Below are 15,803 nucleotides of genomic sequence, written 5' to 3'. Positions count from 1 at the left end.
CATGAGTTCCGGAGTGCCCTGAATACAAAGAAGAGCCCGAGCAGATGCTCGGGCTCTTTTTCACGGCCGTGTCACGCCGTTGCCTAAGGGCCAGGCCGGCCCCCAGGGATCCTCGTCAGTTCTAGGATTCCTTGCGGCCTGACTTGGCTCACGGTTAGGTGATGAAGGTCACCCTTGACATTGTGGCCTGGGGGTTTGGTGTTGTGGTGGTTGTTTTTTCGGCACTAAGCGGGTATCGGCGGGGGTAGCCGGTAGTCTGATTTTGTGAGTCCATACATTCGCACTGTCAAGACCGCTTCCGGGGCGACGGCGGTGCAGGTGGTGTGGTCTGAGCATCGGGGGTCGAAAAAGCTTCAACAGGTCGGATCAGGGCACTCACCTGATCAAGTTGAGCAGCTTAAAGCCCAGGCCCGGCGTCTTATTGATGCAGATCAACTCACCCTTGATCTTGGAGTAGAGCCTTCAGCAAGCAGGGGAACTGCTGATGACCCGGTGCCGGTGACAGCACAGCGAGCTGGTTACTTGTTGGACTGTATTGATGCGTGTTTCAACGAGTTAGGTCTTGCTGCAGCAAGCGGTGATGATCCGGTGTTTCGCGATCTGGTGCGTGCCCGGTTGATTAATCCTGGCTCGAAGTTTGATTCGATCGAAACCCTTGCTGAAGTTGGGGTGACAAGCGCAAGCTACGCCACGATTAAACGCCGACTGCCTGGCTTTGCTACAGATGCCTTCGGCGAAGGATTAACCCAAGTGCTGGCGCATCATGCAGGTATCGGGCCAGGTACTTTTATTTTGTACGACGTGACCACCTTGTACTTTGAAACCGATACTCCTGATGAGCTTCGCAAACCCGGGTTTTCCAAAGAGCGCCGTGTAGAGCCACAAATCCTTGTTGGGCTGCTTACTGATGCCACCGGGTTTCCACTGCATGTGGGCGCGTTTGCTGGCAACTCGGCTGAAACCCACACGATGCTGCCGATGATCACACGGTTCCAAGAGGCCTACCAGCTCGACGAGGTCACCGTCGTTGCTGATGCGGGGATGTTCTCCGCGGCGAACAAACAAGCACTCATTGATGCAGGTCTGCACTACATTGTGTCGGTGAAAACCCCCACCGTGCCTGAGGTGATTGAAACCTGGCGGCGGGAAAACCCCGGTGAAGACTACGCCCACGGCCAGATCTGGACACAAGCCTCGGCAAGCGATGGGCGCAAACACACAACCCCGAATACGGTGACGCATTACCAGTACTCCCACGATCGGGCTAGGCGCAGCCTGCGCGGAATCAAAGAGCAAGTCGCAAAAGCTAAACGGGCTGTTGACGGCGATATCGCTATCAAGCGTAACCGCTATATCGATCTTTCCGCCCCGAACAAGAAGGTCAACTACGCTCTTGCTGCCAAACACCGAGCCCTAGCCGGGATCAAAGGCTATGAAACCGACCTGACCGCTCTTGACGCCCAGGAGGTTATCGGGCATTACCGCAGGTTATTCAACATTGAGAAATCGTTTCGGATGTCGAAATCAGACCTGAAAGCACGCCCAATCTACGCCAGGAAACAAGACTCGATCACAGCACATCTCCATATTGTGATGGCAGCCCTAGCCGTGGCCCACCTGATGGAGACCCGCAGTGGTCAATCCATCAAGCGCCTCGTGAGAACACTCAAGAAATACCGCAGCTTTCAACTCGTCATTGGTGGCGAAACCGTCCACGCCGCCGTACCACTACCCCCGGAAATCCAAACCCTCGTCAACACCATCACCACCCCAACCCTTCGGCACTAATTTGAGCCAAGTCAGGTTTCACGGCCGTGTCACGCCGTTGCCTAAGGGCCAGGCCGGCCCCCAGGGATCCTCGTCAGTTCTAGGATTCCTTGCGGCGACCAGGGCGCAGCAGCAGCGCGGCACCAGCGATAAGTGCTAGGCCTGCGGCAAGAAGGCCAAGGACGTTCGCACCAGTGTTGGCTAGAAGACCAGAGTTGGTGCTCTTGTTGGAATCCGTCGTGTTCGGGCTTGTGCCAGTGTAGCGGCTGGTGTTGTCGCTCTGGCTCGGCTGAACATCGTTGGACTCAACATCCTTGGACTCAACATCGTTGGACTCAATCGAGTTCGGCTGTTCTGCCTCACTCGGAGCCTTGGGATCCTGCGGCTTCAGCTGCTCCACCGCGTCCTTCGGGGTCTCCGGCTTCAGCGGCTTAGCCGGCTGCGCCGGCGCTGCCGGGTTGTGCGGTTGGTTCATGATGTGTCCAAGAACCGCAGGTACCAGGACCAGCGGGATGAGTACCGGCCACAGTCCGTCAACCTCTGGGGTACCTGGCTCGTCCGGGTCGTTTGGCTCGGCTGGCTTGGTCGGGTCCTCTGACGGTTTAGTATCCGTGGTCGGCTTGTTCGGCGTCTCGGTCACAGTAACCGTCACAGTTGGGTTCTCACCAGACGGCGTCGGGTCCTCCTTCGTCGGCTTAGGCTCGTCGCTCGGCGTCGGCTTGGACGGATCCTCAGTGACCGTAACGGTAACCGTCGGGTCCTCGGTTGGGTCCTTCGGGTCCGTAGTTGGGTCCTTCGGCCCCTCTGACGGCTTAGTATCCGTGGTCGGCTGGTTCGGCGTCTCGGTCACAGTAACCGTCACAGTTGGGTTCTCACCAGACGGCGTCGGGTCCTCGGTTGGGTCCTTCGGGTCCGTAGTTGGGTCCTTCGGCCCCTCTGACGGCTTAGTATCCGTGGTCGGCTTGTTCGGCGTCTCGGTCACAGTAACCGTCACAGTTGGGTTCTCACCAGACGGCGTCGGGTCCTCGGTTGGGTCCTTCGGGTCCGTAGTTGGGTCCTTCGGCCCCTCTGACGGCTTAGTATCCGTGGTCGGCTGGTTCGGCGTCTCGGTCACAGTAACCGTCACAGTTGGGTTCTCACCAGACGGCGTCGGGTCCTCCTTCGTCGGCTTAGGCTCGTCGCTCGGCGTCGGCTTGGACGGATCCTCAGTGACCGTAACGGTAACCGTCGGGTTCTCGGTCGGGTCCTCGGTCGGGTTCTCGGTCGGGTTCTCGGTCGGGTCCTCGGTCGGGTCCTCGGTCGGGTCCTCGGTTGGATCCTCAGTCGGGGTAGTACCCGGCGCTGGATTCGGCTCCTCACTGCCACCGGTCGGATCCGCTGGCACCTCCGGATCGTTTGGCTCTGGCTTCGGATTGTTGTCCGTGTTACCAGGTTCCTCGCTCGGATCCTCAGTCGGTTCAACTGGCTCTACCGGTTCGCAACCACAGTTATCACTGACCACACCGATGACGGTCTTGATGTTAAAGACCTCGCCATCCTTGGTGGTGACCTTCACCGGAATCTCCTTGATGGTGCCGCTCGGGGTGTCAGCCGGCGGGGTTACCGTCAGCTCACCGGTGGACTCATCAATGGTTACAATCCAGCCAGACGGAACTTCACCCAACTCGTAGGTGTTGCCCTCGGTGTGACCGTAGTTGATACCAACCGTCTTGGTGTCACCAGCCTTGATGACGTCCGGGTTGTAGGTCGGCGCCGTGATGACCTCTGGGTCGCTCGGCTCCGGCGGCACAATCGGTGCGTCCTCCTTGACGATGAACACCGCGTTGGTCACGTACGGCTTGCCATCCTTCGGGGTCACCGTTACTGGGACCTCAATGTAGTCGCCAGACTTTGCTGTCGACGGTGCGGTCGCCGTCACCTTGCCGTTCTCATCAACAGAGACGCTCCAACCATCAACATCCGACGGCACCTCATAGGTGTTGCCGTCCGTGTGGTTCTTGACATCCTGGGATTCAGACTGGCCAGGCTTGACCAGTTGGACACCGTAGAAAGAACGCTCGATCTGCGGCGCGGGGGCCGGTGCCGGCTCCTTTTCAGTCACGGTCGTCGTGGTGTTGTTCGTCTCGGTAACCTTCTCCGTCTCGGTAACCTTCTGGGTCTCCGTGACGGTCTTGGCACCTATGCGGAGCTTACGCGGGGTCGGCTCCTTGGTGACGTTCTCAGTCGTCTCCGGGTCGCCTACGGCTACACCATCCTTCAGCTTCCAAACCTTGGTTACTTCCTTCTCACCGAAGGAACCTGCCTGGTCCTCAATGACCTTGCCGGCCTCGAGGTTCGGATCAACCTCAATGATCGTCTCAAACGGCAGCTGCTCGGTGTGCTTATCGCTCAGCTCAGTCTGGGAAGGTGCGGTACCAACCTCGATGATCTGCTTGGTCGGCTCGCTGATGGTCTCAGTCGAATCGTCCGTGGTGATGTCACCGTTATCAGAAGTCACCGTGACGGTGTGCTTGACCTCGCCCGGCTTGCCCTCCTGAACAATCTTGGTCTCGCCGGCCTTGAGATCAGGGTTCTCGCGAACCTCAACCTCGAACGGGGTGCTCTCAGTCCACTCAACGGTCTTAGAGGTGGTCTCACCCTTGGTGCCGACCTTGATGATCTTCTTGACCGGCTCCTCAACGCGTTCAGTTGTGGTCTGCGTTCCCGTAACCTTCGAGTTCTCGATGGTCTGAGTCGTGGTGACCTTATCCTTGCCCGGCTTGCCCTCCTGGACGGTCTCCTGGGTGCCAGCAGGCAGGGAATCGTCGAACTGAATCTCGGTCTCGAACGGAACCTCAACCTCGGACTCGGTGGTGTTCGTGCCCTCGGTCTTGGTTCCCACGCGGATGACCGCGTTGGTCGGCTCCTTGGTGCGCTCGGTGGTCACAGTCGGCTCACCAGAAGGCTTGCCGTCGACAATCTTCTGAGTGGAGGTCTCAACCTCGGCACCGAGTTCACCTTGCTTATCGACGACCTGCTCGCCCGCCTTCAACGTGTCATCAAAGATGATCTCGGTCTCGAACGGCACCGGCTTCTCGGTCTTCGTCACTACCGACGTATCCTCGGCCTGCGGACCGTACTCGACGATGCGCTCAACGGGTTCCGTGCGTTCCTTGGCTTCGGTCACTTCTGCCTTGCCATTGGTTCCCGTGAAGGTAGCGGTGTACGAAGCCTCACCATTCTTGCCTTCCTGGACCACCTTGGTCTCACCAGGAGCAAGATCCGGATTCGGGCGCACGGTCGTTCCATACGGAATCGGCTCAGTCCACTCCACCGTATCGGTGGCAGTAGCCTGCTTCGTGCCGACCTTGATGACCTGGTCCACCGGCTGCTCGGTAACCTTCTCCTCCACAGTGGGCTCGCCATCCGGGTTGGAGTTGGTGACATTCTGGGTCACGGTGATGGTCTTCTTACCCGGCTTGCCCTCGGTAACCACCTCGGACTCACCTGCAGGAATCGTCGGGTCGTACTCAATCTTCACGCCGAACGGAACCTCGGTTTCTACGGAGTTGGAAGTCTCCCCCTCCGTCTTGGTACCAACGCGGATGATCTGCTTGACCGGCTCCTTGGTGCGCTCAGTGGTGACGGTCGGATCGCCGTCCGGTTTGCCGTCCTTGATCTTCTGAGTCGAAGTGACAACCTCGGTACCAGTCTCACCCTGCTGATCAAGCTTCTGCTCGCCCTCCTTGAGGGTGTTGTCGAAGACGATCTCAGTTTCGAACGGAACAGGTTTCTCAACCTTGGTCACCACGGAGGTGTCCTCAGCGGCTGGGCCGTACTCGATGATCTCGTCGACCGGATCCTTGGTCTGCTTCTCTTCAGGGGGTCACAGTTGCCTGGTCACCCTTGGCAGAGAAGTCAGCACTGTAGGTCTTCTCACCGGGCACGCCCTTCTGGACGACCTTGATCTCGCCCGGCTTCAGTTCCGGGTTCGGTCGGGTAATAACCTCGAACGGAACCTGGGCAGTCCAGGTGACCTTCTCGGAGGCCTCGGACGGCTTGGTGCCGACCTTGATGACCTGATCGACAGGCTGCTCGGTGATCTTCTCCTCCACGGTGGCCTCGCCATCCGGCTGGGAGTTGGTGACCTTCTGGGTCACCGTGGTGGTCTTCTTACCTGGCTTGCCCTCGGTCACAACCTCAGACGTACCGGCCGGCAAGTTCGGATCGAACTCGACCTTCACACCGAACGGAACCTCAGACGTAACTGTCTCGGTGGTAGTACCGGTGGTCTTGGTGCCCACACGAATGATCTGCTTGGTCGGCTCCTTGGTGCGCTCAGTCGTCACCGTCGGGTCACCAGAAGGTTTCCCGTCCACGATCTTCTGAATCGAGGTTTCAACCTCAGTACCAACTTCACCCTTCTGGTCAACAACCTGCTCGCCTGCCTCGAGAGTGTCGTCGAAGACAACCTTGGTCTCGAACGGAATTGGCTTCTCAGTCTTGGTCACCAGCTCGCTCGGAGCAAGGCCCGGGCCGTACTCTACGATCCTCTTGACAGGATCCTTGGTGGTCTCTTCCTTAGCGACCTGTGCCTCGGAGCCCGTGGCGGTGAACTTGGCGGTGTAGGTCTTCTCGCCGTTCTCGCCTTCCTGAACAACCCGGGTCTCGCCAGGTGCCAGGTCCGGGTTCTCGCGAACCTCGGTCGGGTACGGGATCGGGACCTTCCAAGTGACATCCTCGGCGGCCTCAGCGGGCTTCGTGCCGACGAGGACGACCTCGTTAATCGGTGCCTTGGTCTGTTTCCAAGTGCCATCCTCGTTCATCTTCTCCGAGCCCGGCTCGCCCTTGGTTTCAACCTTGTACTCGCCAGCAGGAATGGTGGGATCGTACTTGTACTCGACGTCGAACGGCATCTCACGCGTCGGCACGTCAACAACGTTCACTACTGCGTAAGCGGTGTCGGTAGAGCCGTCCTCGTAGGTCACGGTGACCGGAAGCTTGACCTGGTCGCCCGGCTTCGCATCCGCAGGTGCGGTTGCGGTGATCTGGCCATTGTCGTCGATGGTCACGGTCCAGCCATCGGGAATGGTGCCCAACTTGTAGGGGCTATCCTTTGCGACGTGGACGTTCTCCGGCTTTTCGAGAGTCACCGGCAACTTCGCGGTTCCACCCGGGTAAACCGTTTCCTTAGGATAGGTCGGATCGGCTTCCCAATTGTTGGTCAGGTTCACCACGGTGGTGACAGGCGCCAGCGGGGTGGAGCCGTCCGGCGTCGTCACAGTAACGTTGATGGTCTTCTTGTCACCCGGCTTGGCATCTGCTGGCGGGGTGGAAGAAACGACACCCGTGTTCGGGTCGACCGTGTACTTCCAGCCGTCGACTTCCTGTTCGGTGATCGGTGCGCCGTTCTCATCATTGCCGAAAGAGAACTTCGAACCCTTAGGGGCGTCCTGGACGTTGTGGTTCACAGCCTGATTCGGGCCGGTGGACTCAACGGAGTACGTCGGAGAGATGTCGCTCTTCAGAACAACGACGGTGCCCTTCACCTGCTGCGGCTTGTCAACGTTGTCGTAGTACGCGAGGACTGGGACGTCCAGGATGTAGCCCTCGGGTGCGGTCTTCGGAATGGTCGTGGAGATTTCACCAGTGTTCTCGTTGATCTTGACGGTCCACGTGCCGCTGTCATCCGTGTGGGTGTACTCCGTCTTGCCTTCCGGGAAGGTGTAACGCTTCGGAGCTTCATCGGCCGTGTTGCCGCTCAGGCCACGCTCGGGAATCGCGGGCTTGAGAGTGACCTTGGCGGTCGGCTTATTGGTGACGGTGTCGTAGTCAGGGATCTTAATGTCGACGATCGCCTGGAACTGGGTCTCGATCTCGTCCGTGGTCTTGTCCGGGTAGGTCGCCTTCACCTTCGGGGTGATGATGGTGCCCGGTGAAACGGTGTCGTCAGCCTTCGCGGTGACCTTGCCGGTCTCATCGACGGTGACGGTCCACCCTTCAGGAACAGTGGACGGGTCGATCTCAAACTTGGCTGGGTGGACTGGGGAATGCCCCTTCATGATGGGCTTCGTGCCCACCTGCGCGGTCAGGTCATCGCCAATCTTTCCCTTCGTCAGATCCGGGCGCACCAGGTCGGTGACCTGGGTGTTGTTCGGGTCGACAACGACGAGCAGTTCGAGCTTGTCTGTGGAGCCGTTGGAGTACTCCACTGTTACGACAGGGCGGGCGAAGGTGCCTGGGCGCGGAGTATCCGGAGCGGTGACGGTGACGTTGTAGTCCTCGTCCATCTCCACGGACCAGCCCTCGTAAACGTACTTCTCGTCGAGGGTCACCTCAGCTTCAAAGCCGCCCTCGCTCTTCTTCTTCGCCAGTTCCTTGATCAGATCTGGTACCTGGGTGAAGGTGACCTTCTGTGGCTCGGTAGCCAGCGGGCCGGTAGCACTATCGACGCCCGAGATGATCGAAGCGTCTGTTTTGTCGTACTTCGGATCGTGGTACTCGGTATCGTCCAGGGAGAACGCTTTTGAGTCGATGACGTTCGCCGTGTTGTAGCGCGTCAGCGAGTTCGAGCTGTCGAATGCGCGACCAAATTCGCTGTTGTGCGTAGCGGCTGTCTGGAGCTGGTCCACGGTACGTGGCTTCGCCAGAACGGAGAAATTCACGTTTTTGTCGGTAGCCAGGTCGGTACCGCGGTACTCTGGCCAGGTGAAGTAGATGTCACCGGTCGTTTCGTCGATACGCAGGAGCTGCTCACCACCGGACGCTGCTGGGTCTGAGGTGCCGATGAACTTGCGGTTGCCGTCATAGGCTTCTACGACCATGCGGGACAACGAGTCGTCCGTGGGCAACGAGTCCTCGTGGTTGCTCTTAGACAGCTTGGGGACGTTGACGGTGCCGACCTTCGTCTCCTCTCCAGGCACGATCACATGCTTCTCGAAAGACTCCCACGACACCGTGATGGGGTTACATTCGATGTTCTCGCTCGGCCACGGGTTGAACGAGACTGAAGCATCAGCCACATTGAAAATTTGCTTGTCTTTTACATCATTGTCCTCCGTATAGTAATCCTTCCAACCGTAGGACACACCACTCTCAGAAGCAGCTGCGGCGATGTCATCATCGTTTAAATCTGCTGCAATAGTTGCAGTTTTAGGTTGTCGCCCTGCTTTGTTAATAGACATCACTGACGAGGTCGAATCGGTGATGTTCTCACCGCCAACTTCATCGCCCGGCGCCATCGCAGCAACGTCATGAAGAGTCACCGGAGCTTTATTATTTGAGCCCGTAACTACAAAATCGGTCCAAGTTCTATCTTTAGAACTATCCATTTTGACGTTTACGCCGAATTCTCGCTTGTTAGGGGAAGTATTGCTCGGTTCCTGAACGGAGAAACTAAAGCCACCCTTGCTTCCTTGCTGGCCACTGAAACCGACCGTACAGCTGCCGGCACCGATATCGGAGGCTAACTGCTCCGCACGCTCGATGGCCCCGCTGCCATCGGTTCCTCGGATACCGCCGGTGAACTGCGCGTCCGCTACCTGCTGGATGTCTGAAACCTCAGCTTTGTTTCCTTGGCTGTACACGCCGGGAATAATGGCGGCGGTGCCCAACGCAACGGCGATCGCGGAGACCACTGCGATGCCGGATGTGGAGCGGTGACGGGCCGCGTCCTTCTGACGGTCTGATGCCATGTGAGAGAGTCCTTCCTGAATGGAATATGGGTGCACTGTGCCGTAATCCCTACTGAAATATCTGGCAAAAGTAGAGGTCAGAAGCTATTTTAGCCGCGAAGATCCACTTAACCAAACATGCATACAAGCAATGCCACGTAGTTGGGACACAGACAGCACTTAATTCACACCGACATTCTAGTGAAGTTCCCCCAAGGTTGCAGTCAGTTCGCGGGAAATCCCCATCCCCCCATACGCTGGAATTATACCTAATGTATAAACGGATAATTGTGCTATTTGTCGTTCACCAAGTCTGAACCACCAGACGAGTCGGAATCGCCCGATTCATTGAGGTTTTGCATAAGGTTGGCTTCCATCCAGGCACGAACGGCACCTTCGAAATCATCGGAGGCCTTGACTTCTTCGACCACTTCATCAAGGTCCTGTTCCGTCAGGAATTTAGTGAAAGAAGCGATTTCCAGCTTTTCGTCGCGGTTGAAGAGTCCATCTTGGTACACCACAACGTAATTTTGCGGCAGCTCTGGCCGCGCGTTAGGGCACCCCTGAGCACCGGCGGGCTCCACCACAGAGAGCTCCGGCGGAAGTGAGGCCATCAGAGCGATGTGAGAACGCTCCAGAAAATCCTCACCGGAAGGGTCACCTTCCTGGTCTGTGACATAGTCCTTGGACACCGCGCGGGCAGCCACGGGATCAAACGCGTCGAGAAAAACTCCGGTGCAGCCAACAAAGAAGTTTCCGCTCCGACTCATGCCATCGTCATGATCCCCATGCTGAACAAGCATTGGTTCTTGGGAAACAGTAGCGGCGCGGCCTTCGTCACGGAGCGTCTGCCGGTAGATTTCCGCCAACACACGCTGTTCGTGCGAGGTCGGATCAATCCTGATGGTGATAGGGGCTGAGGCTACTGGTTTCGGGTCCGGAGTTGGCTCGAACCCAGAGCAGGCGCTTATCGACGCCCCCATGACCACCGTCGCCATAACCCCACCGAAACGCGTGGCGGTGCGGGCAGAGGGCATAAGACGAGGCATCAAATCGAGGGCGTTCTTTCTATTCAACACTGTTTAAGCATGACGAGGCGTCGTGCTGAATCTTACACACTCGGTCAGCTGTAGCGGTGTAGCTCACCGATACAGCAGTTGATTAGACTGGGACGGGTTATGACTAGCGCAATTACTGAATCAGCAGTTCGCGACGCGCTCGGCCGCGTCGACGACCCCGAAATCGGCCGCCCCATCACTGAGCTCGGCATGGTCAAGGACGTCACCATTAATGGTGCGGACGTCGACATCGAGCTGTATCTCACCATCGCGGGTTGCCCTATGAAGAGCACTATTGAGTCCAATACTCGCGCGGCGGTAGCAGAGCTCGATGGCGTCGGTGATATTGCCATCTCTATGACGCCCATGAGTGATCAGCAGCGCCAGGAGCTCAAGCAGAAGCTACGCGGTGGCCAGGCCGAACCGGAGATTCCCTTCGCCAAGCCGGAGTCCACCACACGCGTCTTCGCCGTGGCCTCTGGTAAGGGCGGCGTGGGCAAGTCCTCCGTCACGGTGAACTTGGCAGCAGCCCTCGTGGAAAAGGGCCTCAAGGTCGGCATTGTGGACGCCGATATCTACGGACACTCCGTTCCCAGCCTGTTGGGCTCCACCGATGGCCCGACAGTGCTGGATGATGAAATGCTGCTCCCGCCCATTTCACATGGCATCAAGCACATTTCCATTGCCCAGTTCGTCGAGGGCAATGCACCCGTCGTCTGGCGCGGCCCCATGCTGCACCGCGCACTCCAGCAATTCCTCGCGGACGTCTTTTGGGGCGACCTCGATGTCCTCCTCCTTGACCTCCCGCCCGGCACCGGTGACGTGGCACTGTCTGTAGCCCAGCTCATCCCCAACGCCGAGCTACTCATCGTCACCACCCCGCAAGCTGCTGCCGCCGAGGTAGCCGAGCGCGCCGGTTCCATCTCTCAGCAAACTCGCCAGCGTGTCGCCGGCGTGATCGAGAACATGGGTGCCATGGTCTTGCCGGATGGCTCCACCATGGACATCTTCGGTGAGGGCGGCGGAAAGGTTGTCGCTGAACGCCTCAGCGTTCTTCTCGGCCACGACGTTCCCCTCATGGCAACTATCCCCCTCGATCCGGCCCTGCGCGCGGCTGGCGATGAAGGAACCCCCATCGTCATCAAGGCTCCCGAATCCCCTGCGACGAAGGCTATCAACTCCGTGGCAGAGTCAATCGCCGTGCGCTCCGATTCCCTTGTGGGCAAGAAGCTTGGCCTCGGCGTGACCCGCAAGGGCTAACTAGGTCACATCCTCCCACGACACGCTGCCCCCGCCGGTGGATGAATTCCCGCCGTGTGGGGGTTGCGTGTTTTCTGTGGTTTGGCCGGCCGACTCTGCCGTGGCGTGCCCCGGTGTCTGCCCTGTTGCCGGTTGTCCGGTTGCCGGTTGTGTGTGGTGCGCTGCCCCGACGGTGCCAGCGTTGGGGTCAGCGTAGATCTTCGAATAATCGAAGGTCGGTCGCCCCGGCTGCTGCTCCTGCGATGTTACTGGCGCCGCGGGCGCACCGGTCTGGTGTGGGCGCTGCCCCGGCTGCACCGCCGGGGTGGCCGTATCCTGCAATGAGGGGTCAGTGCTGTGTTTGATGTCCTCCGCCATCTTCTTGGGGTTGAAGTCATCCCAGGCTGAGTCGTCGCCGTCGAAAAGCGCCTTTGTAATCACCCCGCGCGGTCCTAAGCGCGACCACTGTGCTGCCTGGCTCAGCGGAACGCGGAGGTCATCGAACTCCGCACCCAACCCGGTCATTTCACCACTGAGCTCAGCCTTTGCGTTATTAATAGCCTTGCGTGCGGCATAGACCGCTGCGCGAACGTCCATAATAACGCCGGGAAGGCGCTCTGGGCCGATGATGACGAGGCCGAGGAGAACAATGACGAGGATCTCCAGCCAACCAATTGAGGAAAACACGAAACTATCTTAACCACGTCGTGGTCTCACTCGGGGGACGAGCGTGCCCCAACCTAGGAGCGCTGGTTGTGCTTGATGGCACGCACCACCATCTCCACCTTGTCCAAGAAATCCTGGCGTGGCTGATGCGCAGGCTCTTCCGCGTCCGGCCCCGGCCCAGCACCGTCGTGAGCGATTCCCGCCAACTTGGCCATGAGGGAATCAGGGGCCTTCACATGAGATTCCACACTGCATTCGCGAACCCACTCGGCGGCATTGCGTTGATGCTGAATCTCCGCGCGGCACTCGGCGCAGTGCACAAGATGAATACGAACACGGTGCGCATACTTTGCGGGCATCTCGCCATCAACAAAGGCTACAACGGCCTCAGGGCCCAAATGTCCAATGGTGTCCGCGCGCTGCGCGCGTGCTTTGGCCTTGTCACGGACTTTTGCTTGAGCTTCAGTAAAGATGCTGGTCAAAGTGAGAGGACGCCCGTGATTCTTATCATCTAAAGATCTCACAGCACATGCTCCTCTCACCTCAGTTCAGCGTGCACACCGCAATTCAGGCTCACACTCTTCCGGCCAGTCTAGCGCGTGCGGAGGAGGCTGCGAGCGTCCGCGTTGGTCTGCGCTTCCTTTTCCAGCGCGGCGCGCAGCTGGGAGCGGCCGCGGTGAATGCGGGAGCGAACAGTGCCCATCTTCACACCGAGGGTCTCCGCAATCTCGTCATAGGTCATGCCCACGACATCACACAGAACAACCGCGACACGGAAATCCGGTGCCAGATTATCCAGCGCGGACTGCAACGCCGGATCCAGGTTGGCCACGGAGTAGGCCTGCTCTGGGGTCATGTCCGTACCGGGCACCCGCTCATAGTCCTCGGGCAGAGCTTCCATACGAATCTTCGAGCGGTGGCGCACCATGTCCAAGAAGAGGTTAGTGGTGATGCGGTGCAGCCAGCCCTGGAAAGTGCCGGCCTGGTACTTGTCCAAGGAACGGAAGACGCGCATAAAGGTTTCCTGCGTCAGATCTTCGGCATCGTGCTGGTTACCAGAAAGGCGGTAGGCCAAGCGGTACACGCCATCGGCGTGCTCAGCCACGAGCTCGCCCCATGAAGGCATATCCGCTTCACCGGCATCGAAGGCAGCGGTACCGGTCAGCTCTTCAGTCTCAACGCCGTGTTCTTCCACGGCACTAATCTGATCCTCGGAGCTGAGCGGGGTAGTGTTCTCGCGCTGCTTTTTCGTCATGAAACACATCATTCTATAGACGGCAACAGATCTCCAGCCACAGCACTGTGAGCAGCCTGTGAATCCATCCCACCGCTTTCATGCGCTACTCACGCCACACAGGGCACGGCATCCGTGGGCTTCCCTCGCGATTCTTAACCCACGGCGGCGGTGATTTCACTATGGTTTTCTCTGTGACTACTACGGCTTATGACGCAATGCGATCCTTCATCGAATCCACCAGCGAGGCTTCCGAGGCTCTGACCAGTGCCCGTGCCCACGCTGAGGAGTACGGACTACCGGTCCCGGATGAATCCACCGGCCAGCTTCTGAGCACTCTGGCGGCGATCTCCTCCGGAACCTCCTCGCGCCCACAGGCGGTGGCGATTACCCCGGCAGCCTCCGTGGTGGGCCTGTACTTGCTCGCAGGCATGCCCGAGAACGGCATCCTCACCTGCATCGATCCGGAGGCCGAGCACCAAGCAAGCGCGAAGAACACCTTCCGTGAGGCCGGCTACTCCCCCAGCCGCGGCCGCTTCTTGCCCTCCCGTCCGCTTGACATTATGGGCCGCCTAGCCAATGACACCTACCAGGTAATCTATGCCGAGGTTCCGGCCCTCGACATGCCGGCGCTGGTGAAGGCCGCGTGGCCGTTGCTGCATCAGCACGGCACGCTGGTGCTGGCCAATTCTTTGCTGGACGGCACGGTGGCTGATGCCTCCCGTACCGACCGTGACACCGCCGCTGCGCGCGAGACCGACGAGCTTGCTCGTTCGCTGGAGGGCGCAGCCGTCACTCGCCTGCCCTATGGCGCGGGCCTCACGCTCATTACCAAGCTGTAGAAGCAACGCTGTAGAAAAGCCGGGCACCACAAATAAAAATCCCGGCTTCCTCACCCCCGGTGGGATGAAGGAGCCGGGATTTCCTGTCCTTGGAGTTCACTCGTGAGAGAAAACCGGGGGCGTTTTAGACCGTCTGATTCTTGCCCACGACCACGACGCCGCCATCGGAGACCTTAAAGCGCTGTTCATCGCGCTCACGGTCCACACCGATAATGGCGCCGTCGCTCACGACGACGTTCTTGTCCAAGATCGCGCGGCGCACCACGGCACCGCGTCCGATGCGAACGCCAGGCAGAATGACGGAGCCTTCCACCGTCGCACCATCGGCCACGTGAACATCCGAGGCCAACACGGAATTGCGGACCGTGCCGCCCGAAACGATGCAGCCTGGGGCCACCATCGAGGACTGGGCAATGCCGTTCTGCACAAACTTCGCCGGCGGGAAGTTGGAATCATCGGTGGAGTGAATTGGCCACGCACGATTGTAGAGGTTGAAAATCGGGTGCACCGAAATCATGTCCATGTGTGCTTCATAGAAGGAGTCGATGGTACCGACGTCACGCCAGTATCCGCGGTCACGCTCCGTGGCGCCAGGGACCTCATTGGCCATGAAGTCATAGACGTGTGCTTGCTGACGTTTGACGAAGTACGGGATGATGTCACCGCCCATGTCATGGTCCGAGTCCTCGTTCTTCTCATCCTGCAGGAGGGCCTCAATAAGTGCCTCGGTGGTGAAGACGTAGTTACCCATCGACGCATAGGTCATATTCGGGTCATCCGGGGTTGCTGGCGGGTCGGCTGGCTTCTCCACGAACTCGGTGATCGTGCCCATGCCATCAGCCTGGATGCAGCCAAAAGCGGAGGCTTCCGAGCGGGGAACGCGAATGCCAGCGACCGAGCAGTCGAGGCCGGTGGCGATGTGCTCCTCCACCATCTGGGCCGGATCCATGCGGTATACGTGGTCGGCGCCGAAGACGATGACGTAATCCGGCTTCTCGTCATAAATGAGGTTGAGGGACTGCACGATGGCATCGGCCGAGCCGTTGTACCAGCGCTTACCACGGCGTTGCTGAGCTGGGACAGAGGCGATGAACTGCGGAGTCGGGCCCGACAGGTTCCACGCCTGAGAAATGTGACGGTCCAGGGAGTGGGACTTGTACTGCGTCAGGACAGCAATCTTGAGGAAACCGGCATTAACGAGGTTGGACAACACGAAGTCGATGAGGCGGTAGGAACCACCAAATGGAACGGCGGGCTTAGCGCGATCTTCCGTCAGCGGAAAAAGACGCTTACCCTCGCCGCCGGCGAGGACAATGGCAAGGACATTAGGTAGGCTTCTCACGAC

The 15,803-nt window shown here is 59.0% G+C and carries 10 protein-coding genes; 3 read left to right on the top strand and 7 right to left on the bottom strand.

The window, feature by feature from the left end:
* Positions 1 to 264: 264 nt before the first annotated feature.
* Positions 265 to 1,788, top strand: a complete 1,524-nt coding sequence (locus tag CSING_RS13290; RefSeq protein WP_084226172.1) for an IS1634 family transposase — start codon at positions 265 to 267, stop codon at positions 1,786 to 1,788.
* A 79-nt stretch (positions 1,789 to 1,867) separates the two neighbouring features.
* Here the strand turns inward: CSING_RS13290 and CSING_RS14045 are convergent, their stop codons facing one another.
* The 3 genes from CSING_RS14045 to CSING_RS05345 all read right to left on the bottom strand — a co-directional run bounded on the left by CSING_RS14045 (position 1,868) and on the right by CSING_RS05345 (position 10,498).
* Complete coding sequence (locus tag CSING_RS14045) at positions 1,868 to 5,557, bottom strand: G5 domain-containing protein (RefSeq protein ID WP_236684047.1); 3,690 nt, start codon at positions 5,555 to 5,557, stop codon at positions 1,868 to 1,870.
* Between the two features lie 67 nt (positions 5,558 to 5,624).
* Positions 5,625 to 9,440, bottom strand: a complete 3,816-nt coding sequence (locus CSING_RS13895) for a G5 domain-containing protein (RefSeq protein WP_236684046.1) — start codon at positions 9,438 to 9,440, stop codon at positions 5,625 to 5,627.
* Positions 9,441 to 9,712: 272 nt separating this feature from the next.
* On the bottom strand, positions 9,713 to 10,498 hold the full coding sequence (locus CSING_RS05345) for a hypothetical protein (protein ID WP_236684045.1): 786 nt from the start codon (positions 10,496 to 10,498) through the stop codon (positions 9,713 to 9,715).
* A 99-nt stretch (positions 10,499 to 10,597) separates the two neighbouring features.
* Here CSING_RS05345 and CSING_RS05340 point away from each other — a divergent pair, with 99 nt between their 5' ends.
* Entirely contained in the window at positions 10,598 to 11,737 is a 1,140-nt protein-coding gene (locus CSING_RS05340; RefSeq protein WP_042530364.1) for an Mrp/NBP35 family ATP-binding protein, read from the top strand.
* On the opposite strand, the gene CSING_RS05335 is transcribed toward CSING_RS05340, so the two are convergent.
* The 3 genes from CSING_RS05335 to sigE all read right to left on the bottom strand — a co-directional run bounded on the left by CSING_RS05335 (position 11,738) and on the right by sigE (position 13,637).
* Positions 11,738 to 12,403 (bottom strand): Sec-independent protein translocase family protein, encoded by a 666-nt coding sequence (locus CSING_RS05335; protein WP_042530362.1) that lies wholly within the window; start codon positions 12,401 to 12,403, stop codon positions 11,738 to 11,740.
* A 53-nt stretch (positions 12,404 to 12,456) separates the two neighbouring features.
* Complete coding sequence (locus tag CSING_RS05330; RefSeq protein WP_042530360.1) at positions 12,457 to 12,906, bottom strand: anti-sigma factor family protein; 450 nt, start codon at positions 12,904 to 12,906, stop codon at positions 12,457 to 12,459.
* 68 nt (positions 12,907 to 12,974) lie between these two features.
* Positions 12,975 to 13,637 (bottom strand): RNA polymerase sigma factor SigE, encoded by a 663-nt coding sequence (sigE, locus tag CSING_RS05325; RefSeq protein ID WP_042530358.1) that lies wholly within the window; start codon positions 13,635 to 13,637, stop codon positions 12,975 to 12,977.
* A 173-nt stretch (positions 13,638 to 13,810) separates the two neighbouring features.
* Here sigE and CSING_RS05320 point away from each other — a divergent pair, with 173 nt between their 5' ends.
* Positions 13,811 to 14,458 carry an O-methyltransferase gene (locus CSING_RS05320; protein ID WP_042530356.1) on the top strand — a complete coding sequence of 216 codons (648 nt, stop codon included), beginning with the start codon at positions 13,811 to 13,813 and terminating at the stop codon, positions 14,456 to 14,458.
* A 124-nt stretch (positions 14,459 to 14,582) separates the two neighbouring features.
* On the opposite strand, the gene glgC is transcribed toward CSING_RS05320, so the two are convergent.
* Positions 14,583 to 15,800: a glucose-1-phosphate adenylyltransferase gene (glgC, locus tag CSING_RS05315; protein WP_042533190.1), complete on the bottom strand. Its 1,218-nt coding sequence runs from the start codon at positions 15,798 to 15,800 to the stop codon at positions 14,583 to 14,585.
* Positions 15,801 to 15,803: the final 3 nt, after the last annotated feature.

Origin of the sequence: Corynebacterium singulare (genome assembly GCF_000833575.1) — a bacterium.
GTDB classification, from domain to species: Bacteria; Actinomycetota; Actinomycetes; order Mycobacteriales; family Mycobacteriaceae; genus Corynebacterium; species Corynebacterium singulare.
This window is presented reverse-complemented; position numbering and strand designations above follow the sequence as displayed.